Source organism: Streptococcus sp. FSL K6-1323 (assembly GCF_038630745.1).
GTDB classification, from domain to species: domain Bacteria; phylum Bacillota; class Bacilli; order Lactobacillales; family Streptococcaceae; genus Streptococcus; species Streptococcus salivarius_D.
In genome coordinates, this window is record NZ_CP152039.1 from 1672535 (window position 1) to 1695923 (window position 23389).

General features: G+C 41.5%; 20 protein-coding genes. 3 read left to right on the plus strand and 17 right to left on the minus strand.

Annotated elements, in window-relative coordinates; all coding sequences use genetic code 11:
* Positions 1 to 191: 191 nt before the first annotated feature.
* The 11 genes from NST80_RS07725 to NST80_RS07775 all read right to left on the minus strand — a co-directional run bounded on the left by NST80_RS07725 (position 192) and on the right by NST80_RS07775 (position 11069).
* Positions 192 to 1280: a carbamoyl phosphate synthase small subunit gene (locus tag NST80_RS07725; protein WP_002885900.1), complete on the minus strand. Its 1089-nt coding sequence runs from the start codon at positions 1278 to 1280 to the stop codon at positions 192 to 194.
* Between the two features lie 163 nt (positions 1281 to 1443).
* A complete protein-coding gene (locus tag NST80_RS07730; protein ID WP_002890256.1) occupies positions 1444 to 2370 on the minus strand; it encodes an aspartate carbamoyltransferase catalytic subunit in 927 nt (308 codons plus the stop codon).
* A gap of 24 nt (positions 2371 to 2394) precedes the next feature.
* On the minus strand, positions 2395 to 3672 hold the full coding sequence (locus tag NST80_RS07735; RefSeq protein WP_045769018.1) for a solute carrier family 23 protein: 1278 nt from the start codon (positions 3670 to 3672) through the stop codon (positions 2395 to 2397).
* A 304-nt stretch (positions 3673 to 3976) separates the two neighbouring features.
* Entirely contained in the window at positions 3977 to 4498 is a 522-nt protein-coding gene (gene pyrR, locus NST80_RS07740) for a bifunctional pyr operon transcriptional regulator/uracil phosphoribosyltransferase PyrR (protein ID WP_002886175.1), read from the minus strand.
* A gap of 220 nt (positions 4499 to 4718) precedes the next feature.
* Positions 4719 to 5609, minus strand: coding sequence for an RluA family pseudouridine synthase (locus NST80_RS07745; RefSeq protein WP_149561217.1), 891 nt, complete (start codon positions 5607 to 5609; stop codon positions 4719 to 4721).
* Complete coding sequence (gene lspA, locus NST80_RS07750) at positions 5593 to 6054, minus strand: signal peptidase II (RefSeq protein ID WP_149561216.1); 462 nt, start codon at positions 6052 to 6054, stop codon at positions 5593 to 5595. The genes NST80_RS07745 and lspA overlap by 17 nt, the downstream gene beginning before the upstream one ends.
* A gap of 8 nt (positions 6055 to 6062) precedes the next feature.
* The gene (locus tag NST80_RS07755; RefSeq protein ID WP_149561215.1) at positions 6063 to 6968 is read right to left on the minus strand and encodes a LysR family transcriptional regulator; all 906 of its coding nucleotides are present in this window, start codon (positions 6966 to 6968) and stop codon (positions 6063 to 6065) included.
* A 115-nt stretch (positions 6969 to 7083) separates the two neighbouring features.
* Entirely contained in the window at positions 7084 to 8322 is a 1239-nt protein-coding gene (locus NST80_RS07760) for a CD20-like domain-containing protein (RefSeq protein WP_149561214.1), read from the minus strand.
* 246 nt (positions 8323 to 8568) lie between these two features.
* Complete coding sequence (locus NST80_RS07765) at positions 8569 to 9036, minus strand: helix-turn-helix domain-containing protein (RefSeq protein WP_014633472.1); 468 nt, start codon at positions 9034 to 9036, stop codon at positions 8569 to 8571.
* Positions 9037 to 9487: 451 nt separating this feature from the next.
* Positions 9488 to 9652: a hypothetical protein gene (locus tag NST80_RS07770; RefSeq protein ID WP_004183021.1), complete on the minus strand. Its 165-nt coding sequence runs from the start codon at positions 9650 to 9652 to the stop codon at positions 9488 to 9490.
* 55 nt (positions 9653 to 9707) lie between these two features.
* Positions 9708 to 11069 carry a hypothetical protein gene (locus NST80_RS07775; RefSeq protein ID WP_118057872.1) on the minus strand — a complete coding sequence of 454 codons (1362 nt, stop codon included), beginning with the start codon at positions 11067 to 11069 and terminating at the stop codon, positions 9708 to 9710.
* 281 nt (positions 11070 to 11350) lie between these two features.
* Here NST80_RS07775 and NST80_RS07780 point away from each other — a divergent pair, with 281 nt between their 5' ends.
* Both NST80_RS07780 and NST80_RS07785 read left to right on the plus strand, forming a co-directional pair.
* A complete protein-coding gene (locus NST80_RS07780) occupies positions 11351 to 12109 on the plus strand; it encodes a peptidylprolyl isomerase (protein ID WP_002886160.1) in 759 nt (252 codons plus the stop codon).
* Positions 12110 to 12217: 108 nt separating this feature from the next.
* Positions 12218 to 13672 (plus strand): IS1182-like element ISSth2 family transposase, encoded by a 1455-nt coding sequence (locus tag NST80_RS07785; RefSeq protein WP_149561212.1) that lies wholly within the window; start codon positions 12218 to 12220, stop codon positions 13670 to 13672.
* 16 nt (positions 13673 to 13688) lie between these two features.
* On the opposite strand, the gene NST80_RS07790 is transcribed toward NST80_RS07785, so the two are convergent.
* Positions 13689 to 15590: a beta-glucoside-specific PTS transporter subunit IIABC gene (locus tag NST80_RS07790; RefSeq protein ID WP_175061670.1), complete on the minus strand. Its 1902-nt coding sequence runs from the start codon at positions 15588 to 15590 to the stop codon at positions 13689 to 13691.
* A 305-nt stretch (positions 15591 to 15895) separates the two neighbouring features.
* On the opposite strand from NST80_RS07790, the gene NST80_RS07795 reads away from it, so the two are divergent.
* The gene (locus NST80_RS07795; protein ID WP_342504589.1) at positions 15896 to 16531 is read left to right on the plus strand and encodes a nucleotidyltransferase; all 636 of its coding nucleotides are present in this window, start codon (positions 15896 to 15898) and stop codon (positions 16529 to 16531) included.
* Positions 16532 to 16602: 71 nt separating this feature from the next.
* Here NST80_RS07795 and NST80_RS07800 read toward each other — a convergent pair whose 3' ends face one another.
* The 5 genes from NST80_RS07800 to NST80_RS07820 form a co-directional block, all read right to left on the minus strand.
* Positions 16603 to 17994 (minus strand): amino acid permease, encoded by a 1392-nt coding sequence (locus NST80_RS07800; protein ID WP_342504590.1) that lies wholly within the window; start codon positions 17992 to 17994, stop codon positions 16603 to 16605.
* Positions 17995 to 18161: 167 nt separating this feature from the next.
* Positions 18162 to 18419, minus strand: a complete 258-nt coding sequence (locus NST80_RS07805) for a DUF896 family protein (protein ID WP_045769030.1) — start codon at positions 18417 to 18419, stop codon at positions 18162 to 18164.
* A gap of 12 nt (positions 18420 to 18431) precedes the next feature.
* On the minus strand, positions 18432 to 20468 hold the full coding sequence (gene glyS, locus NST80_RS07810; RefSeq protein WP_342504591.1) for a glycine--tRNA ligase subunit beta: 2037 nt from the start codon (positions 20466 to 20468) through the stop codon (positions 18432 to 18434).
* Positions 20469 to 20749: 281 nt separating this feature from the next.
* Entirely contained in the window at positions 20750 to 21667 is a 918-nt protein-coding gene (glyQ, locus tag NST80_RS07815; RefSeq protein WP_002886077.1) for a glycine--tRNA ligase subunit alpha, read from the minus strand.
* 457 nt (positions 21668 to 22124) lie between these two features.
* Complete coding sequence (locus tag NST80_RS07820) at positions 22125 to 23369, minus strand: membrane protein (RefSeq protein ID WP_037601981.1); 1245 nt, start codon at positions 23367 to 23369, stop codon at positions 22125 to 22127.
* Positions 23370 to 23389 lie beyond the last annotated feature (20 nt).

The window sequence follows — 23389 nt, forward strand, 5'->3', positions numbered from 1 at the left end:
AGGAAACGTGACGACGACGCCCAAGCGTCTAGTCACCGTTTATCTTTTTCACATAGTCCTTAGGGCGTGTTCACTTCCGTGAACCTGTATCTTCTCCTTTCTATTTGACAACTCTCTGGTTGTCATTAAATAAGGTAGTAGACTGGGGCGAACAAGAGTCACACCCCACTATAGTCACTAGACAGTTGCAATTAACGACGTGCTTTTTCGGCTTGGAAAGCATCAATCAATTCCAAGAACTCATCAAAGAGATAGCTAGCATCGTGTGGACCAGGTGCTGCATCTGGGTGGAATTGCACTGAGAATGCAGGGAAGTCACGGTGACGAACACCTTCAACTGACTTATCGTTAATTTCTTCGTGTGTTACCATGAGGCAATCTGGAAGTGACTCACGGTCAATGGCATAACCATGGTTTTGGCTTGTAAAATCAACACGACCAGTCGCAATTTCACGAACCGCATGGTTAAATCCACGGTGACCAAACTTCATCTTGTAGGCCTTGGCACCATTAGCCAAACTAAACAACTGGTGACCCATACAAATACCAAAGATTGGAATTTTACCTTGGATGCCACGAATCATATCAAGTGCATACGGTACATCTTCAGGGTTACCTGGACCATTTGACAACATCACACCATCTGGATTAAGGTGGAGAATTTCTTCAGCAGTGATATCATGTGGCACAACAGTCACGTTACAATCACGTTTTGAAAACTCACGCAAGATAGAGTGCTTGAGACCAAAGTCAACCAAAACGATATTTTTACCAACACCTGGTGCTGGGTAGGCTGTCTTAGTTGATACCTGCTCAATATTATTCGTTGGCAAAACAGTCGCACGCAATTGATCTTGCAAGTGCTCGATACTGTCACCAGGACTGGCCAAAGTGGCTTTCATGGTACCGTGTTGACGGATAATCTTAGTCAAGGCACGTGTATCAATACCAGAGATACCAGGGATGTTTTTCGCCTTCAAAAACTCATCCAAGGTCATTTGGTTACGCCAGTTGCTGGCACGACGGCTAGCCTCTGACACAACGACACCCTTAGTCGTTGGCTTAATTGACTCATAGTCGTCACGGTTAACACCGTAGTTACCAACAAGTGGATAAGTAAAAGTCAAAATTTGACCATTGTAAGACTGGTCTGTGATAGATTCTTGATAACCTGTCATACCAGTATTAAAGACGATTTCACCCGTCACATCCACATCAGCACCGAAGGCCTGACCTTCAAAAATAGTGCCGTCTTCCAAAATAAGTAAACGTTTTGCCATTATAGTAAATTGTTCCTTTCACTAAGATACAAAGGGCGTTAAACATCTGAATGAAAAGCAAATCCAACAGAGAAGCTCCAGCCTCTAGGAAGATTTGTCTCTTTTCAAAGATTTAGCCCATGTTCTTTTTCGTCTGATTCTCTCAGGAATCGGTTAACGTTGTTTACGCTTTGCCATTTAAAATAGCTTCAATAATTGCCATACGGACAAAGACCCCGTTTTGCATCTGAGCAACGATACGAGCCTTAGGTGCTTCAACCAGACTATCAGCAATCTCCACATCACGATTAACCGGAGCAGGGTGCATGATAATCGCCTGATCAGCTAACTTGGCATAACGTTCTTCAGTCAAACCATAGAGAGCATGGTAGTCTTCTTTTGAAAATCCTTTGTCATCCCCATGACGCTCGTGCTGAACACGAAGCAACATGAGAACATCCAAGTCCTCAATGACGTCGTCAATGGCCACATGCTGACCATAAACATCAAACTCATTCGAGTACCACTCTGCAGGACCAGCAAAATAAAGCTGAGCTCCCAAACGCTTGAGAATCTGCATATTTGACTTAGCGACACGCGAATGCGTAATATCACCTGCAATACAAATCTTAAGATTTTCAAAGGTTCCAAACTCTTCGTAAATGGTCATCAAGTCAAGCAAACACTGACTTGGGTGTTGCCCTGAACCATCACCACCATTGACAATAGAGGTCTGAATAGTTCTACTATCAATCAACTGCTTGTAGTAATCGACTTCCGAGTGGCGGACCACACAGATGTCAACGCCCAAGGCAGACATGGTTAAGATCGTATCATAGAGGGTCTCACCCTTGTTCACCGAGCTAGTTCCAGCATCGAACTCAATCACATCCAGGCCAAGTTTTTTCTCAGCTACCTCGAAGGACTTGTGTGTTCGTGTTGAATTTTCAAAAAAGAGATTGGCAGCGAAATACTGTCGATCCAGCTGGAAATCAGCTCTGCCATTTTTAAAATCTCCACCTCGACGAATCAGGCCCAAGACCTCTTCATTCGTGAGGGTTTCCATTGTCACCAAATGTTTCAGTGACACTTTTCCATCTGCAATCGCCATAGTTTTTCCTTTTAAATTGATTGACTAATCTTTGCTACCTTTTTTAGGATCTGGCAAAATTTGGTAAAGCAAGATACCAAGAATGGTTGAACTTGCCACACCCGTAATTTGAAGACCACCAAGGTCAATCATCAAACCACCGATACCAGATACCAAGATAACACTAGCAATCAAGAGATTCTTTTTATTATCAAAATCAATCTTATGTTCAACTAAAATTTTCAAACCGCTAGCAGCGATAACCCCAAAGAGGGCAATAGATAATCCGCCCAATACAGGAGTTGGAATAGAATGCAAGAGTGCTGATAGCTTACCAATAAAGCTCATCAAGACCGCAATCACTGCTGCGCCCGCAATAACGTAAACTGAGTAGACCTTACTGAGGGCCATAACCCCAATATTTTCACCATAAGAAGTTACCGGAGGAGCTCCAAAGAACCCAGCGATAATCTGTGCCAAACCATCACCAGTAAGGGTGTGGTCAAGTCCTGGATCTTTGAAGTAGTCACGCTCAGTCAAACTGTTTAGAACCATGACGTGACCAAAGTGTTCGGTCATCGTCACAAAGGCAATCGGAGCCATGGTCAAAATCGCACTTGGATAGAGCTTAAAGCTATAATCCACAAATGGAATATCAAAGTTTGGAACTTGAATCCAATGTGCCGCCGCTACCTCTGAGAAATTGATAAAACTATGTCCTGTCAGCAAACCAAGAACCGCTGAGAAAATATAGCCCACAATTAAACCAAGCAAAATTGGGATGACACCGACAATCTTCTTGCCATACATGTTAAAGAGGATAACCGCAAAGAGAGTGACCATCGAAATCAATAGAGCATAGATACTATAGCTTTTATTTAAAGTTGTCGCATCATTGACTGCATTGGCTGCAAGGTTCAAACCAATCACCATGATAATGGGACCAACCACGATTGGTGGAAGGACCTTATCAATCCAGTCTTTACCCGCATACTTAACAATCAGAGCCACAAGCAAGTAAACCAAACCACCAGCCATGGCACCTTGAGCGACCGCTGCAATTCCATCAGTCTTCATAAGTGTCTGCATAGCCGCAATATAGGCAAAGCTAGACCCCATGTAAGCTGGAATTTTGTACTTGGTCACCGTCAAGTGAGCCAAAGTTCCCAAACCAGATGAGAAAAGAGCAATAGCGGGATCAATCCCAACCAAAATCGGCACAAGCACCGTCGCACCAAACATGGCAAACAAGTGCTGGAATGACAAACCAACCAATAAACCAGGTTTTGGCATATCATTCACATCATATTTTACGTTATTCACGATATCAAAGGACTCCTTAAAATAAGATACTAAGGGCGTATAAAGAGCAAAGTAAAATTAGGAAATCTGACGCCGAAGCTTTAGCTTCTAGGAAGATTTATCTATTTTACACAGCTCTTAGCCCGTGTTCAGTTAAATAAGATACAAAGGGACGCTTTGGCTTAGCCAAACATTTCTGTAGAAAAATAGGAAGTCGACACCGCACTCCCAAGAGTGCTAGGAGACTTATCTTTTTTCCTAAGAAATGAGTCCCGTGTTCAATTAACAAGATACAAAGGGCGTTTCACCCTATCTGTCAGCCAACTTAGCTTGGGTCAATAATGTTGACGCTATCTTTGCCATCAACTTCTGCGACCAAAACTTCAATTTCTTCTGACTCACTAGTTGGGATATTTTTACCAACATAGTCCGCACGGATTGGCAATTCACGGTGACCACGGTCAACCAAAACAGCCAAACCAACACGCGCTGGACGCCCATGGCTAACGATATTATCAATAGCTGCACGAATCGTACGACCTGTGTAAAGCACATCATCCACAAGGATAACATCTGTACCATCAATTTCAATAGGGAAAACAGATGTGTCTTGCTCAGCCTTAACATCATCACGGAAAGCCTTAGTGTCAAGCTCAATCAATGGCACATCAAGGTTTTCCAACTGTTTCAAGCGCTCTTGAATACGCTGTGCAATATAAACACCACGTGTCTTAATACCAGCCAAGACAATCTTGTCGAGATTTTTGTTACGTTCAATAATCTCATAAGTGATACGTGTAATGGCACGTTTCATGGTTACGTCATCGACGATCTCTTTTTTCTTCATAAAAAGAACCTTTCTAAATACAAAAAAATCCCCTCGAAAACAAGGAGATACACAAAAATATGAGTACAGTTCACCCGTACACTTCTCATGGCTCCTTGCCTGCCTCTCTGGACAGTGATTAAAGGACTTATTTAATTAGGTAAATTATAGCAAATTTCAGACTCTTTTACAAGAAAAAAACGGACACCTCTACCAAGAAAGACTATCCGTTTAATAACTGTTAAGCTTCTCTCAACTTCTCCAAGGTTTCCTTGAAAATAGCAGGGTCTTCCGCTGTAAATTCGACCAATTCTCCAGTCGTAGGATGCGTGAACCCAAGGGTCTTAGCATGTAGAAATTGTCCATGGCCCTTGAGGGTCTTGCGTGGCCCATAAAGAGGATCGCCCGCCACCGGGTGACCGATATAAGCCATGTGCACACGAATCTGGTGTGTGCGACCTGTTTCCAGCTGCAACTCTACCAAAGTATAGTTGCCAAAACGTTCAAGAACGGTAAATCGTGTTACTGCAGGTTTTCCTTTAGCTGTGACTGCCTGCTTCTTGCGGTCCTTGTCCGAACGCCCAATCGGAGCCTCAATCACGCCTCGATCGTTAGGCAAATTGCCATGCACGATAGCCACATACTTACGAAGGGACTTCTTATCCTTAAGCTCAGCCGCCAAAGCATTGTGGGCCTTATCATTCTTAGCAATCATAAGGAGGCCAGACGTATCCTTATCAATACGGTGGACAATCCCTGGACGAACCACACCATTGATAGACGAGAGGTCCTTGACATGGTACATCAGAGCATTGACCAAGGTACCAGACGTGTGACCAGCTGAGGGATGGACCACCATGCCTTGAGGCTTGTTGACCACTGCCACATCTGCATCTTCGTAGATAATATCCAAAGGAATATCTTCAGCCTTGTATTCCAAGACCTCTTCTTCTGGCAATTCATAGGTGATGACATCACCCTCTTTAACCGCATACTTGGCCTTTGCCGACTTACCATTAACCAAGACCGTTCCAGCCTTAATCGCTTCATTGGCCTGACTACGTGACAATTCTGTCAAATCTGCCAAAGCCTTGTCCAGACGGTTTCCCACCTCTTTAATGATGACTTCCATTTTCCTCTTTCCATAAGACTATAATCAAGAGCAGCACACCCACCGTTAGATAGGAGTCTGCCACGTTAAATATTGCAAAATCAATAAAATCAAGCTGAACCATATCAACCACGTAACCCAAGTGCACACGATCGATAAAGTTACCAATACCACCTGAGATGATCAAAACCAAAGATAGCACCAGCCAAAGACTCTTCTGGTAATTCTTAACCAGATAAACCATAGCCGCACCAATCACTAGAACCGTCAAAATCACAAAGAAATATTTCTGATCCTGTAAAATGGAAAAGGCAGCACCACGGTTCTGTAGATAGGTTAAGCTGAAAAGTCCAGGAATAGCCTTGATAACTTGGTTAAGGGCAATATTTGCCACAACCCAATGCTTAACCCACTGATCCAAACCAATCAGAGCCAGAATAGCCAAAGGAATCGCAACCTTACGCATAAGTCCTCCTATGGTTTGTATGTATCAAAGTAGTCAAACATAACATTGACAAACTTGAGAGCACAAGATGACAAGTTAATCCCCTTACGACGGACATAAACCATCTTGTTATCCAAATTATCCTCAAGGGGAATAACCGTAATCCCGTTCACACTTTGTGCATCCAAGAAACCAGATCCCGTCGCATAGGCATCCGTACGTTCCAAGATACCGTTCAAGGTCGCACGGTCTGTCACGTTAAACATCAGAGACGAATCTGACGTATCCACAAAGTTTTCAGAATAGTAAAGATACTCGTCCTTCTCCTGAGTGAAACGCACTGCTGGCAAGGCCGCCAAGTCCTCCATGACAAGACTTTCTTTTTTAGCCAGAGGATGCCCCTTACGGAGATAAATATGCGTCTTAAACGGAATCAAATCAATAGCCTCAAGCCCAAGCTTGTCCATATTTTGCTGGATTCCCTTGCTATTTTGACGATTCAAATAGATAATCCCAATCTCACTGTGCCCCTTGGCTACCTCATCCAAAATCTGAATAGTCGTAGACTCAAAGATACGGAAATCCTTATAATCAGGATAACGCTCTGAAAAAGTCGTAATCAAAGGTGGCAAAAAGTCATAGTGCTGGCTGGCAATCGAAAACTGGTTGCCCTTTTCAGAAGCATTAAGATAGCGATTTTCAAAACTATCAAAACTGCGTACCACCTCAAGTGCACGCTCATAAAAAGTCATGCCCTGACTGGTCAAGACAGCCCCCGTCGTTGTACGGGTGAAAATTTGGAAATTCAGCTCCTGCTCCAAATCCTTGATAGCCACCGAAAGGCTAGGTTGACTCACAAAGAGCTTGCTGGCTGCCTCGCGGAAGGTTCCGCTATTGGCAATGGCTACGACATAACGTAGTTGTTGTATGTTCATGTGTGACACTTCTTTCTTGAAAAATCAATCACTCCTATTATACCAGATTTTATCCTCTTTTGTTGATACTAAAAAGCTCAGGCACCCCTGAGCTTGAATTAATTAAAAAGTAGTCTTATTCGTCTGATTTGTCTGTCAAGAAGTACTCGTTTTCACGTTTGTCATAGTCGAAGGTCAAACGAACAGCATCTACCTTACCACTTTCTGGATTATAATCACGGTAGCTAAGACTGACTGACTGAGTGAGATCGCCTTGTTCAGTTTGTGTCATTTCATGATAAGTGAAGCTAGCCTCTGGGTGTTTTTCAACCACCTCAGAAAGTCGTGTCCCCTTGAGCAAATCAGCTTGTGTACCTACAGACAACTTTTCATAGTCATCTTTTGTCCAGTTGCTATGATAGTCATCAACTTCTTTGACCTTATCATAGTCGAAGGTTGCTGAGGCAGATTTCAAAACATAGACATCGTCTTTTTGCTCGAAAGTCAAACGAACATAGTTGTTCCCATCTGTGTTTTCTTTTCTATAGGTAAGATCTAGCAAATCTGGTTTATCTTCCTCGTAAGCATCACTATACTCGGCATCAGTCGCCTTACCGTGAGCATCCAAGACCTCATCCAATGTCAAAGTACCAACCTTCAACTCCTTAAACTGATCCTCAGTCCAGTCAAACTTATTATTCTCATCGATATACAGATAAGCTCTATCGTGACCGTCACTTTGGAACTGTTCAGCGTGGTTCATGACATATTTCACCGCTTGATAACCTGCTCCAGCAAGCGAAGTCATAAAGAAGATGATTGACATGACTAGGGCAATAATAGATAGTGCCTTGCGTGTCGACTTCAGACTCAAAACCAAAGTCACAATAGCTAGAATGATAAGGAAGAAGGCAAGGAAAGTAAAGACAAAACCGATAGGAAGCGTCCAAGACAAAATGACAAATAGAATCCCCAAAACTAGGATAATGATTGGCAAAGCAATATTAACAAAAACATTGTTCTTGGTTACTTTTGGTTTGTAATAAGGGTTTTCCAAAGGTATCTGACTTGCCTTTGGAGCTTCTTTTTCTTGCTCTTTCTCCATATTCAACTCAGGCATTAGCTTAGGAGCTTCCTCCTCTAATGCCACCTGAGCCTCGTCTGGTTGCGTATCTGCTACTGAGTCAGCTGACACCTCTTCAGTAGCTTCAGAGCTATCCACCTGCTGAGCCTCAACCTGCTCAGACACTTGGACACTTGGTTCCTCCGAAGCAATGACAAAGCTCTCTTTCTTAGCTTCCATAAACTCCTCAGGACTTGGTTTACGTCCATTGACGTCCTCAAAGTGACGCACCCATTCTTCTCTAGTTGCCATAGCCGACTCCTTTATCTCTTTTTCTTTATTTTATCATACTTTAATCTGGTCTTATGAAAATAAGGTCGGATATAAGAGAGAATTTTTTGAGACTACCTTAGGTGCTTAAGCGACAAGCCATCTCATGAAAATAGACGAAAGAAGAAAAGAAACTGCACCTAAAAGTAAGATTTTTTCGATCACACTTTTTGGGGCAGTTCAATATTAGTAAGAGTAGTTTTTATATTTATATGTATAGTTATGTATCTAGTCCTTTTTAATCTCCAAACTAAGCTTATAAAAACTATAAAGGCTATAAGCAATTGCAATGATCCCCAAGAAACCAAAGTATACATTATCCTTTAAACTCTTCATATAAATCCCAATTATTATAAAGAGAAGGGTATTGATCAAAATGACTAATCTTTTATTTTCTATCTTGCCTATTTTAAGTACCAATAGTCTAATAATAAGTATCGATGGAGAGAATAAAACGGCAATTATTGTAAGTAAAAATTTTTTTCTGCTAATTAAATTAGCTTTAATGTCTTTTTGAGATTCTTTTTCAATATTCATCTCTTTAAATAATAGTTCCAGTGAAACATTATCAGGTTCACTTTTTCCTAATTCCCATTTAGAAATCGTCTGACGAGTAACAAATACTTTATCTGCAAGTTCTTGCTGAGTCATACCTGTTTTAATTCTATATTCTTTAATCAACGTAGCAATGTCCATTTTAATACCCCTAGCTTATTTCTATTCTTTGATAAAAGGCTCTGCTAACAAAATTGCTATTACTATTATATAGAGAGGATGTTTATAAATAAAGTAAGTAGCAACGAGTAATAGAAACAATAACATTCTCGTAACCCACGGATATCTGTTTGATAAACTGACCAATAAATTAACTAAAGGTTTCAGTATCAACCCCATTAATCCAAAAGTAAGCACCTATATAAAATTAGTTTTGTTTTTCTTAATAAATTGTAACATTAAGAATACCTCCTCAGATTTGTTACTTTAAATTTATCAAGACCCATGACTAAAAGCACGCAACGAATAGTAAAATATGCGCAACGTCCTTAGAAACTAGGATGCAACGCTCCAAGTCATTACGCAACGAGGAGAATAGTACCTCTTAAAAGTACGAAATGGTAGTACATTAGAACCTAAAGGCAGTAAAATTTTACAATACTACAAAAGACATGGCAATAGAGAAGAAATAAATAACAATTGAAGTGATAAACAAGCCAATAAATCGTTTCCAGCTCCCTTTTTGATTGAGCTTGTCTACAGTTTCCTTAGTGACAAGAGACTGGCTTTGCTCGAATGTATAATTTAAGAATTTCAATAGCTTTCTCCTTCTATCAAGAAAAAACAGGAAGGTTTCCCCTCCTGTCCCTTAATTAATCCTCATCTGGACCTGATTTATAAGTAAGGTAGAATGTATCTTCACCTTCTTTGGTATCAAATGACAAGTAAACACTCTTGAGTTTGCCATCTTCAGCCTTATAATCACTATAAGAAATAGTCATTTCTTTTGTGAATTCACCTTGACGAGATGTTGAAATCGTGTATTCTGCACTTGAAGCTTTAGGGTGATCCTTAACGACATCTTCAAGTTTCGTACCATTTGATGGATCAGTGTAATCACCCTTATTGAGAGCATCAAACTGTTCTTTTGTCCAATCAGATTTATAAGATTTATCAACTTCTACCTTATCTTGAGGGAATCTACCTGAAGCATATGACAAGATAAATGTACCGTCATATTGTTTCTTAAAGTTTAGGTAGACACTCTCGCCATAGTCTTTACCAGAGTATGTCAACTTCAACTCATCACCTGACACCTCAGCATCTGACGCCTTGCCGTATGTTTTAACGATTGATTTAACAGTGTCTTTACCTGCTTTCAACTTCTTGAACTTAGATTCATTCCAATCAAATTTAGCATTTTTGTCAATGTAGTCGTTGACATCAGTACTATCACCTTTTGAGTCTGATTTTGAATCGCTGTCGTCATCTTTCTTGTCAGCGTCATCGTCGTCTTTATCAGCAACCTTTGATGTCTTGCTTGAGCTTGTGTTGTTGTTGCTAGCATTTTGAGAGATTTGGAAAATCAAACCACCAATAGACACAAAGAGCATGAGACCAGCAACGCCTGTTGCAATGATTGAAAGCAATTTCTTGCTTGATTTAAGGCTAAAAACAAGCGAAACAACTGCTACTGCAACTGCGAGGACTGTCAAGATGATGAAGACCCAAGCAGGACTTACAAACCACGCCAAAATTGCAAAGATTACTGAAAGTGCAATCGCAACGATTGGCAAGATAAGATTGAAAAGAGGGTTATCTGCTGAGCCAGCTGCTGCTGGATTAGGAACTGTTCCAAATCCTTGAGCTGAAGAGATAGGTGCCTTTTCAAACATGCTTGAATCAAATTGTGGTGTTGGTTGTTGCACAGGTGCTTCTGAGAAAGATTCTGCACCAAATGGTGATTCACTACTTGCTTGTTCTGCGACAGCATCTTCAGCTGTTTCAGCCACATCTGCGATATCATCTTGTTCTGTGACTTCTTCAGTAGCAACTGGTTCTGGAGCTACTTCTTCAGCGACAGGTTCATTAGCTGGTGCTTCTACAGATGCTGCTTGAGCAGCCAAAGCACTTGTATCAAAGTCAGCTGCTTTAGCATCCAAAAATTCTTGGGGGCTAGGCTTACGCCCGTGTACCGACTCAAAGAGTTCAGCCCATTCTGCTTTAGTTGACATAAAAATCTCCTTTTTTCAAGAAATCCAAACAAGAGGTCACTTCAGCTTAGCGAAGTTTTCTATAGTTAGGATTTAGACACCTATCTCTGATAAGAGCAAGTAGCATGCGTCCCTTCAAAAGCCAGGCATAGCCTAAGGCAACCTTTTCCCTCTATCTAGTCCCATTGTTCATTTTCTTGTTGATAGTCCCATTCTACCATATTTAAAGACCCCTGTTAACCGTTTCCCAAAAGGTTTTTTTCTGCTACAATAGTAGGTATAATGCACCAAAGGAGTTATATATGAAAAACATTAAAAAGTACATTCCATTAATTATTGTACTTGTTATCGCAGGCCTAGGTTTTGCCTTTCGTGAGAACATCGCACGCGCCGTTCGTGGAGATGCTTATGTTGATAATAAGATATTCACTAAACAATTAGAAAAAGCCCAAAAATCTGGAAAAGATGCCTTCCCACAGTTGTCAGATAAGGTCGGTAAGGACGAAGCTGAAGTTATCCTCCATACTTCAAAGGGTGATATCACAGTCAAACTCTTCCCTACACTTGCTCCTAAGGCTTCTGAAAACTTCTTGAAACATGCCAAGGACAAATACTATGATGGACTTACCTTCCACCGTGTCATCAAGGACTTCATGATTCAAAGTGGTGACCCTAAGGGTGACGGTACTGGAGGAGAATCTATCTGGAAGAAGGGTTTCGCTGTTGAGCCTACACCATTCCTCTACAACATCCGTGGCGCACTTGCCATGGCCAATACTGGTGCTAAAAATTCAAACGGCAGCCAATTCTACATTGTTCAAAACAAGGACGATCAAAGCAAGCAATTAGGAAATGCTGGCTATCCAAAACCTATCATTGACGCCTACAAAAAAGGTGGTTACCCAGCTGGTGATACCAAATATACTGTCTTTGGACAAGTCATCAAAGGTATGGATGTTGTTGATACCATTGCTAACCTTGAAGTCGATGACAACAGCAAACCAAAAGAGAATGTAACGGTTAATTCCGTTGAAGTCGTTAAAGACTACAAATTCAAATAAACAAAAATCCCAGATTGAAGACAAAGTCCTCAGAAGTTATACTTCTGGGGACTTTTCTTGCTTTGAAGGAGTATAATAAAAGAAAAAGGTATTTGATGAGGTGTTCCTATGTTTCACAAAGAAAATCCCGAATACAATCGACGTCAAGTAGGATTCTATACGCTTGATGAACTTGTGCCTAAAGACCATTTTCTAAGAAAAGTCGAGGAAACGATTGATTTCTCTTTTATTTATGATCTTGTCGAAGATAGTTATTCCTCGGATAATGGTCGCCCTAGTCTAGACCCCGTTTTATTAGTTAAAATTCCGTTGATTCAATGTTTTTATGGCATTCGTTCTATGCGCCAAACCATTAAAGATATTGAGGTGAATACGGCTTACCGTTGGTTTCTTGGCTTATCTCTGAACGATAAGGTGCCTCATTTTACAACTTACGGTAAGAACTATAGCCGACGCTTTCAAAACAAGGAAGTGTTAGCACACATTTTTAGTCATGTGCTTCATCATGTTTTGGAAGCGGGGCTCATTGATCCCTCAGAAATCTTCATTGATGGGACCCATATCAAGGCAGCTGCTAATAATCATAAGTACAAAACTGTTGTTATTGATCAAAAAGCTAAATTCATGAGTGAACAACTGGAGATTGAGATTAATTTAGATAGGAGAAAACACGCAAAAAAGCTCTTAAAGCCCGCCAAAAAAAGCGAGGCTAAACCTAAGAAACAATCAACGACAGACCCAGACAGTGGTTGGTTTCATAAGGGGGAACATAAGGAAGTCTTCGCTTACAATGCTCAAGTAGCTTGTGATAAACACGGTTGGGCCTTAGCTTATACGGTTGAAGCAGGAAACATCCATGATAGTCAGGCTTTCTCTGCTCTTTTTGTCAAACTAGAACCATTCTCTCCTGAATTCATTATTGCGGATTCAGGCTATAAAACACCTAGTATTGCCAAGTTTCTTCTAGAAAAAGGGATTACACCAGTTTTCCCTTACACTAGACCAAGAGGTAAGAAAGATTTTTTACGTCCAAAAGACTTTGTCTATGACGAGCATTTTGATTGTTATCTTTGTCCAGAGAACAAGGTGTTAACTTATCGTACAACCACACGTGAAGGTTATCGAGAGTATAAAAGTAATCCTAAAATTTGTAAGACCTGTCCCTTGTTAGCTATTTGTACAGAAAGTCGCCAGAACCAAAAAGTTGTTGTGCGTCATATTTGGAAAGATGCCCTAGAAGTCTGTGAAGATATTCGCCATCAAAGTGGTATGAAAGAACGGTATCAACACCGTAAAGAAACGATAGAACGGTTATTCGGAACAGCTAAAGAATATCATAACTTACGTTATACCAGAGAAAAAGGAAAGTCCAAAATGGAAGATAAGGTTGGGCTTACTTTAGCGTGTCTAAATATCAAAAAATTGGTAAAAATGATGACAGGAAAGACCTATAATTTTACCCCAATATCTCAATATTATTGGATTATAGGAGAATTAGGTAAGAATATAAAAAAGACAAACATCAAAAACGATGTTTGTCTTCATTCTGATCCGAGAAGCTGATTCTCGGATTTCTTTTTTATTTAACAGCGGTGAGGAGATAATCACCAGTGTTAACACGAGCTTCTTTAGTTGTTAAGACATCATCAAAGTCAGCTGTATTGGTTACAATGACTGGTGTGATAACTGGTAATTTAGCGTCTCGGATAGTTGCTAGGTCAAATTCTATAAGTTTTTGACCCGCTTCTACGACATCCCCTGCTTCTACATAGGTCTTGAACCCTTTTCCAGCAAGAGAAACAGTATCCATACCAATATGGATGAGAAGTTCTGCACCATTTTCAGTTGTCAAACCAATCGCATGACCAGTAGGAAAGACTAAATTCACCGTTGCCTTAGTTGGTGCGACCACTACCCCATCAGTAGGATCAATAGCGATACCTTTACCCATAGCTCCTGAAGCAAAGACTTGGTCAGGCACTTGGTCAAGTGGTACGACATTCCCGATGAGTGGGCTTGCAATAATTTTTTGTTGCATTTCTTTAGGAGCAGGTGCAGCTTCCTCAGCTTTTTCTTCAACCTTAGCTGCTCCACCACCGTATAGATTTGGTACTCGTACAAAGAGTTGGATAAGAAAGGCAAGAACACCACCCACAATGGCAATGATAATGGCAATGATAACTTTAGAAAGATTACCGTCAGGTCCAATAAGGCTTGGGAAGACAAAGACACCCAGACCACCTATTGAATACGTCTTAATATCTAGGGCCATCATGGCAGCCCCCATAAGTCCTGAAACACCACATGAAATGTAGAATGGCGTTTTCATTGGAAGGGTTACCCCATAGATAGCAGGTTCTGTAACCCCAAAAATAGATGAAATGAAGGCTGGCATAGAGATGGTACGGACTTTTTCTTCTCTCGTTTTAAGCATGATAGCTCCCAACACACCTGTTTGCGTGAAACATGGAAGGATAGCCGCTGAAAGAATAGTAGAACTTCCGTTTGTTGCCACATCTAAGATAGCAAGAGGAACAAGCGCCCAGTGCATTCCGAACATAACCAAGACTTGCCACAAAATACCAAGTATAAGACCAAAGACAATCGGACTAAAATTCATGATTGCTTGGAAAAGGCTTGTCAATCCATCAGAGAAAGTATTGGCAACTGGTCCTACCACCAAGAATGTTAATGGGACAGTAATGAGTAATGTAAAGAAAGGCACTACGAAGACTTTAATGACATCTGGAGTAATCTTGGTAAAGAATTTTTGAATGTATGAAGCCACCCAAACGGCCAAGATAGAAGGCATTACAGTTGAGAGATAGCCACCTGCAGGAAGCGCAAATGGAATAACTCCTAGAACATGACCTTGACCAGCTTTCTGAAGAGCAGTCACCAGCGTAGCAATATCAGGATAAACAAGTGCCGCTGCAATCGCAATAGCTGTAAACTCATTAACCTTGAAACGACGAGCAGATGTCAAAGCAATTAAGATTGGCAAGAACTGGAAGAAACCATCTCCTGCTGCATTAAAGATGACATACATAGGACTCGTTGCAGCTGACAAGCCACAAGCTGCCATGATAGCAACTATCCCTTTGATAATCCCCGCTGCAGCTAAAGGTCCAAGGAAAGGTTGGAAAATACTTGAAACCAAAGATACAAAGCGGTCAAAGAGATTCCCTTTAGGCGCATCACCTTCATCAATATCAAGACTACCACCTGCTGGAAGACCGCCAACTTGGAGAACCTCCGCATAAACATCAGGGACATGGTTACCGATAACCACCTGATATTGACCACCTGCCTTAACAACAGTAACAACACCGTCACGGTTCTTAAGGTAGTCATCATCTGCTTTAGACTCATCTTTCAAATCAAAGCGCAAACGTGTCACACAATGTTTTAAGCTATTGACATTTTGCTTACCACCAACGTGTTTGAGAATGTCTTCAGCTAATTCAGTATATTTAGCCATAAGGGCTCCTTTCTTTTCTAGGATTTTAGTTCTTTCGAGGCTTTTTCAACGAAAAAAACCTAAATAAATACCAAGAACCAATTAGGGTGAGTATACACTACTCCCATTAGTTTTTCGTATTTATCTAGGTTTTGCCTGCTGACCAGTAACAATCCTTTTGCTATGGTTATATAATATCAGAGTTCAAATATTTTTGCAAGCCCTTACAAAAATATTTTTTGTTTTTTGAGGTAAAATCTTGACCAAGATAATAAGTCATGATAAACTATTGTTAGTTTATAAACTAACAGAAAGAGAGTTACACGATGAAAACAAGTGCAATTATTGAATTTAAAGATACATACGCTAGCATGGAATGCCACGAGCTTGGTTACCAAACCAAGGAAACTGCCTTAGCTATTATTTCTCCTACTGGACATATTCTATCAAGTACACCTCTTTTCAGAAAGGTATATGGTTCAAATACTGCTCACATCGACCAACTTCCTTTCAATATAGATAACCTCAGTATCACAGCAAGAGGTCTTAGTAAAAAGGCTAAAGCCAACTTGGAAGATTGGATTACCCATACTATAATTCTTCCAATGGACTATGATAAGTCCTTTACTAAGCATCAAGAACTTTTGCATCTCTTAGCAGAGTCACCTATCGTTGAGTCTGTCCAAGCTTTAACTTATAAGACAGTTAAGATTCATTTTTCCGAAACACTCAATGATGAACATATTCGCCAACTGCAAGGTTTTATTCTCGCTCAAGCAGGCATCTATAGCTATATTGGGACATCTACAGTCTCAGACCGAAATGCCCACCAGGCTCTTGAATGGGCTAAACTTGATGTTAATGGTCGTTCGCACAACGATCACAAGCCTGCTATTTTCCATCGTAGTAAGGGCCTCTTAAGTGGTTTCTTTCACCATGGAAGCCAAGAAAGTATTGCATAGATAATAATTGGGACACCTTGTATCCTTTTTTTGACAACAAAAAACTCACCATAAAGGTGAGCTAAATTGATTTATTTACTGTGTTTCCAGTTACTATAGATACTAAATACGACAATCCAGATGGCTGCCCCAATAGCTCCGACAACTGTTGACTTTTGCAAGAAGAGACAAACAAAGACGAAGATGAAGAAAAGGATAGTCAATGGATTAAGAATCTTATAGGCTGGCATAAGGAAGCCATCTGCCATAAACTCTTGAGACTTACGGTACTTGAGATGAGCAAGCATGGTCAAAATATAGATGGCAATGTAGACACCTGATGAAGATGCGGTAATCAAAGCGAAGGCGTCAGATACACCGGGTAAGACGTTGATGAAGGCTGAAACACATACTACAATGGCTGAAACAATGATAGCACGTGAAGGAATACCATTGCGGGCCAAGGTATCAAGTTTCAAAGCTTTCATAACCTTACTGTTTGGTGTTTCCCTAGCAATTTGGAAAAGGTGACGACCTGTAGAATAAAGCGTTGAGTTCAATGATGAAGCCGCTGCTGTCAAAACAACAAAGTTAATGAAAGCCGCTGCCCACTTGATACCAGCCATTTGGAAGACCGTTACGAAGGGTGATTCATTAACTGGAAGTTTTTGCCATGGGAAGATAGCCATGATGGCAATGAGGGCACCCACATAGAAAATGACAATACGAATCGGAATTTCCTTAATTGCCTTTGGTAAAACCTTACGTGGATTTGCTGTCTCAGATGTTGTAATCCCTACAAATTCGATGGCTTGGTAGGCAAAGAAGACCATTTGGAAGGTCATGACAAAGCTCACCCAACCTTTAGGGAACATCTGGAAACCTTGTGTGATATTGTTAAGACTAGCATGTCCAGCTGGCGTTTCAAAGTTAGTTGCTACCATAAATATCCCTGTAGCTATCAAGGCAAGAATGGTGACAATCTTGATCATCCCAAACCAAAACTCAACTTCCCCGAAGATCTTAACCGCAATCAAGTTAACCGAACTTAGGATAATCAAGAAGACAATCTGAATCTGCCAGGCAGGCCAACTTGGAAACCAAAACTGCACATAGTTCGATACAGCCGTAATTTCTGCCATACCAAGAAATACCAGTGATACCCAGTAAGACCAACCTGAGAAGAATCCCCAGCCTTTACCAAGGTATTTCGTAATAAAATTAATAAAGGTATGTTGGTCCGGGTCCATGTAGAGCATCTCACCGATAGCTCGCATCATGAGGTACATGAAGACACCTGTCAGCATATAAACAAGTATGATTGAAGGTCCTGTTAGGGAAAGGGAACGCCCTGCCCCAAGGAAGAGACCTGTACCGATCGTACCAGCGATGGCAATCAGCTGGACGTGACGGTTTTGAAGACCACGCACCATCCCATTCTCAGTCTGGTTGTCGTCGTCTTTATGATGTTGCTTTTGCGACATTTTTTTCACTCCAATTCTATTAATCAAGACTCATTGAGTCCTGCAATTTTTAACATAACTTATATTGTACCATTTTTGAAACAATTTGTCAATATTATACAGAATATTCAGAATTTTATACTTCAAAACAAGGGCTTGGAAAACTTCCAAACCCTTGTTACTAGTTATTATGATTCAGGATCATCAAGGCTACGACCATGCAAGCCTTTTTCACGTTGTATTTGACGTAGTTTCTCAGGTGTCACATCGTTACCTTCTTCGTCAACCACTTTAATTCCTTCGATGTGGTGACGAACTGAGCGACGATAACCCTCAATGTATTCCTCACGAAGTTTTGCTTGTTCTACCGCTTCTTCTGGCGTCAAACCTTCTGTTTTTTTCTTTTTAGCAAGCTCATTGATACGAGCAATTTTTTTAGGATCCATTCCCTTTTACCTCTATTTTGTATTCAATTGATTAAAGGCTGCAACAGCTTTGGCTTTAGCCACAAGACCCGAAAGAAGGGCCAAACGGTTATTTTTAACAGCCTCATCTTCTGCCATAACCATGGTATTGTCAAAGAAGGCATCGATGACTGGGCTAAGAGCAAAGAGCTGAGCCAATTTGTCACTAGCTGAACCAGTCAATTCAAGCTCTTCAATCGCTTTAGAAAGGGCTTTTTCTTGGTCATTTTCAAAGAGACTGGCATCGACTGCTACTGAAGCATCTGCTTTTTCTGCCAAGTTGAAGGCACGTGAGAGTGATTCAACAGCCGCCTTGTAACCATCAGCCTTAGCAGCTTCTGAGAGGGCGTCAGCTGCTTCAAGCATATCTGCCACGACAAAGTTTGAACCAGCAAGAACGGCTTCCTTGATATCTTTAGATGTGCGTCCCATCATCTTATCCACACGCGCTTTGATGAAGTTGATGACTTCTGCTTGATTGTCATAAGAAAGACTATCAAATGAAAGGGCGTAAAGGCTGTCGATCAACTCATCCATAGGGATGTGCCAACCAAAAGCATCCAAGATACGAACAATCCCTTGCGTTGCACGACGAAGCGCATAAGGGTCATTAGAACCTGATGGAATCAAGCCAACTGAGAAGAAGGAAAGGAGGGTATCCAATTTATCTGCAAGCGCAAGGATGGCACCAACCTTAGTCTCTGGAAGAGCTCCGTCTGCTGAATCAGGAAGGTAGTGCTCACGGATAGCTGTCGCAACCGCAGCATCCTCACCAGCAAGGAGGGCGTATTTTTCACCCATGATTCCTTGCAATTCATCGAACTCTCCGACCATACCAGTCAAGAGGTCAAATTTATAGATTTCAGCTGCACGCGCTACGGCTGCTCTTTCTTCGGCAGTCAAACCAGCTTGCTCAGCTAGTGACGCTGCAATGACACCAGCACGGGCCATGTGTTCTGAGAGAGAACCGATTTTTTCATGGAAAGTCACGTTAGCCAATTTAGCAACGAGGTCTTCAATCTTAAGCTTTTGGTCTTCACGCCAGAAGAATTCACCATCTTCGAGACGGGCCACCAAGACTTTTTCATTTCCTCGAACAACATTTTCCAAGTGCTCGGCGTTACCGTTACGGACTGAGATGAAGTTTGGTTTAAGCTTACCGTCAAGGTCACGTACAACAAAGTAACGTTGGTGGGTTTCCATTGAGGTCACCAAGACTTCTTCTGGAACGTCCAAATACTTAGTATCGAAACTTCCCATAAATGCAGTTGGGTATTCGACCAAGTTCAAGACTTCATTCAAAAGTCCTTCTTCGATTTGGACTTGAACACCTTGTTCTGCTTCGATAGCTTTGATTTGCTCACGAATCATGTTTTCACGTTCTTTGCTATCCGCAATCACGTAAACAGTACGAAGGTCTTCCTCATAAGAATCCGCATTGGTAATTTCCACTTCATGTCCAAGGAAACGATGTCCACGACTCACACGACCTGACTTGATATCCAAGAAGTCAAGGTCAAGCGCTTCGTCGCCCAAAAGAACTGTCAAGGTGTGAACTGGGCGAATGTATTCAAATGTGTTGTTAGCCCAGTGCATGCTGACAGGGAAAGTCAATGAAGCAAGTACTTCTGGAACGCCAGCCAAGACTTCTTTGGCAGGTTTTCCAGCTTCGTGTTTAGTAACATAAACGTACTCTTCACCTTTGACTTCACGGAATTCGATATCGTCAACAGTCAAGCCTTTCCCACGGACAAATCCTTGCGCCGCTTTTGAGAAGTTACCTTCTGCATCCAAAGCGATTTTCTTAGAAGGACCTTTAAAATCTTCGGTCAAATCGGATTGTTGATCAGCCAAACCAATCACACGGACTGCCAAACGGCGTGGTGTTGAGAAGGTTTGAATGCTTTCGTATGAGAGACGGTTATCATCCAAGAAGGCTGCCATTTTTTCACCGAGTTGTTTTTCACTTGGTGTGACAACGTAGGCTGGCAACTCTTCAAGTCCAAGTTCTACTAATAAGTTTTTTGTCATGTTTTTTCCTTTACAAAATTCTTTTTTCGATAGGCGCCTTAGGTACTGGGGACGTTGCTAACTAACTTTGTGAGGCTGTATGGAAATCTGGTGTCTCCTTGACATAGATTTCCAACAGTCTCATCAAAGTGGATTTAGCTAACTGATTTTTGAACCTAACGTTTCAAAAATTCCCATATACCAGTACAGCGGTGCCTATCCCTTTAGCAAGTCTTCGACTTGCCTCTGGGTAGCCATGTGGGCTCACTAGGTTCGCCCATTTTCCATTCTTGTAACTTTGCTTATTCTTCCTCTTCTGCTAGGAGTTTTGCGCGTGTGGCTTCATCAAGAAGTGGGTAACCAAGTTTCTTACGTTCTGCAACGAAGGTTTTGGCTACGACACGGGCCAAGTTACGGATGCGGGCAATGTAACCGGCACGTTCTGTAACGGACACTGCTCCACGAGCATCTAGCAAGTTAAAAGTATGTGAACATTTCAAAACGTAGTCATAGGCAGGGTGAACAAGACCCAATTCCAAAGCACGTCCTGCTTCTTTTTCAAATTTTTCGAAGTTTTCAAGAAGCATGTCTTGGTCAGAAACTTCAAAGCTGTATTTTGAGTGTTCGTATTCTGGTTGAAGGAAGATTTCCCCGTATTTAACGCCTGGAGCCCACTCAATATCGTAAACAGAATCTACTTCTTGGATGTAAGAAGCCAAACGTTCCAAACCGTAAGTGACCTCAGAAGTTACCGGACCAGTTGCCAATCCACCAACTTGTTGGAAGTAGGTGAACTGAGTGATTTCCATACCGTCAAGCCAAACTTCCCAACCAAGACCAGCTGAACCAGTTGATGGGTTTTCCCAGTTATCTTCAACGAAACGAATATCGTGTTCCAAAGGATTGATGCCCAATTTTTCCAATGACTCAAGGTAGAGCTCTTGGATGTTTGATGGAGAAGGTTTCATAACCACTTGGAATTGGTGGTGTTGGTAAAGGCGGTTTGGGTTTTCCCCGTAACGACCATCTGCTGGACGACGAGATGGCTCTACATAAGCCGCATTCCATGGCTCAGGACCAATGGCACGAAGGAAAGTGTAAGGACTCATGGTTCCCGCACCTTTTTCATTATCATAAGCCTGCATGAGCATACAACCCTGGTCATTCCAGTATTGTTGCAAAGTCAAAATAATTTCTTGAAATGTTAATTTCTTAGACATTGAATACTCCTTGATTAAAAATGATTTCTTGCGACACGAGTCTGCCTCGTCGATTATACGAGGCAGGACGAGTTAGTACTGCGTCTAGCTCAGGCACCCTAGTGCTGAGCGTGGGGCAGTCCGACTGTAAGGAGGTCTCTGCCACTGACGCAGTGGAAGGTTAGTTTTTTAGACATGTTTTACTCCTTATTCATAAAGTTTCTTGTGACTCAGGATACAAAAAGAACCGTGTCTCTGCTCCTAAGTCGTTTGACCTAGGGGCGTCAGAAACGCGGTTCCACCCTAATTTATTACTTCATTTTATCTGTTTGTCTTCAGCCATTTGCTGAGAGAAAGCGCCACTTGCCTACTTTGCTCTACTTGGCTTCCACTGTCCCAAGCTCGCTAGAAAAACGCCATAAGCCCTTCTTTCTTGTCAGTATTATAGCAGAAATAGAGAAACTTGTAAAATAAAATTCTAATCCTTCTTACTAATCCCCATTTCCTGACGAACATGCGCATGGGAGTCTTCATGGAGAATATCATTATCAAGAATTGAGGCTTCTCGAAGTTCTTCGGCCTTTTTCTTGTCCCGATGGGTCAAGTCTTGATTGGGATCATAAGCTTTCTCAACGATAGACAAAAGATGATTTCGAATTTCCTTTTCCTTACGAATCTTAGCTTTTTTGCGGTAGCTAGCAACAACTAGCACTACCAACATCAGCATTCCCAGATAACCGATAATAGGATACATAACCGCTACCAGTTGACGGAAGCCCATGAAGGAAATAGCAAAACCAGCAAGGGCAAATGCGGCCACAAAGAACTTGAAGCGTTTCTCACTACCTGCTGAGAAGCGTTTCCCAAGGGCATAGTAGAGACTAAAGACGGTATTAAAAATCAAACCAAAGATCACCAAGGCGTAAAGTGTCGCAAAGATAGGATTCACTTCCTTAGCAATAGCCAACATAGGAACATCCGAGCTAGCAATTTTATCACTGTTAGCAAAGAGGATCAATGTTGTGACAAAGAAAATCACACCAACCATAAATCCTCCCCAGGCTCCACTCTTTTCGGCTTCATTGATTTTGAGAATAGAGCCACCCATGACAAAGGCCATGGCTATGGCTGACATGACACAAACGGCAAAATAATTAACCACAGACAGCCAAACACTTGGAAAGGGAGATTGAATGGTTTGCGACACCTTATCCATCTCGGCAAAATCCCAGTGACGCCCTAAAACATTGGTCACGAATATCATGGCAATCATAACCAAAATCATAGGGGTAAAAATTCCAATAACACCAATGATTTTTTTGAAATCTAGGAAACTCACAAAGATTGTCAGAGCTGTACACAGGAAGGCACCTACCCAAATCGGAAAGCCGAACTGTTGGTTTAGGTTAGCCCCTGCCCCCGCTGTCATAACAAAGCCAAACAGGAAACAAGTGATAATCAAAGCGATATCCAAAATACGGTAGATAACAGGGTGACTGATTTCTGCCAGGACTACTGAGTGATCGTCTGAGCGGTAATAACTTCCCAGAGCAATCATGAGTCGCCCAAAGCCAACATGCAAAACTCCTAGAACTATGACACCTATCAGTCCCCAGGCTCCAAAACTAACAAAATACTGTAAGAGGTCCTGTCCTGAAGATACCCCTGCACCAATCATTACACCGACATAGGCCAGGGCAATGCTCCAAATACGTTTTGACATATTACCTCCTGTAAAATACA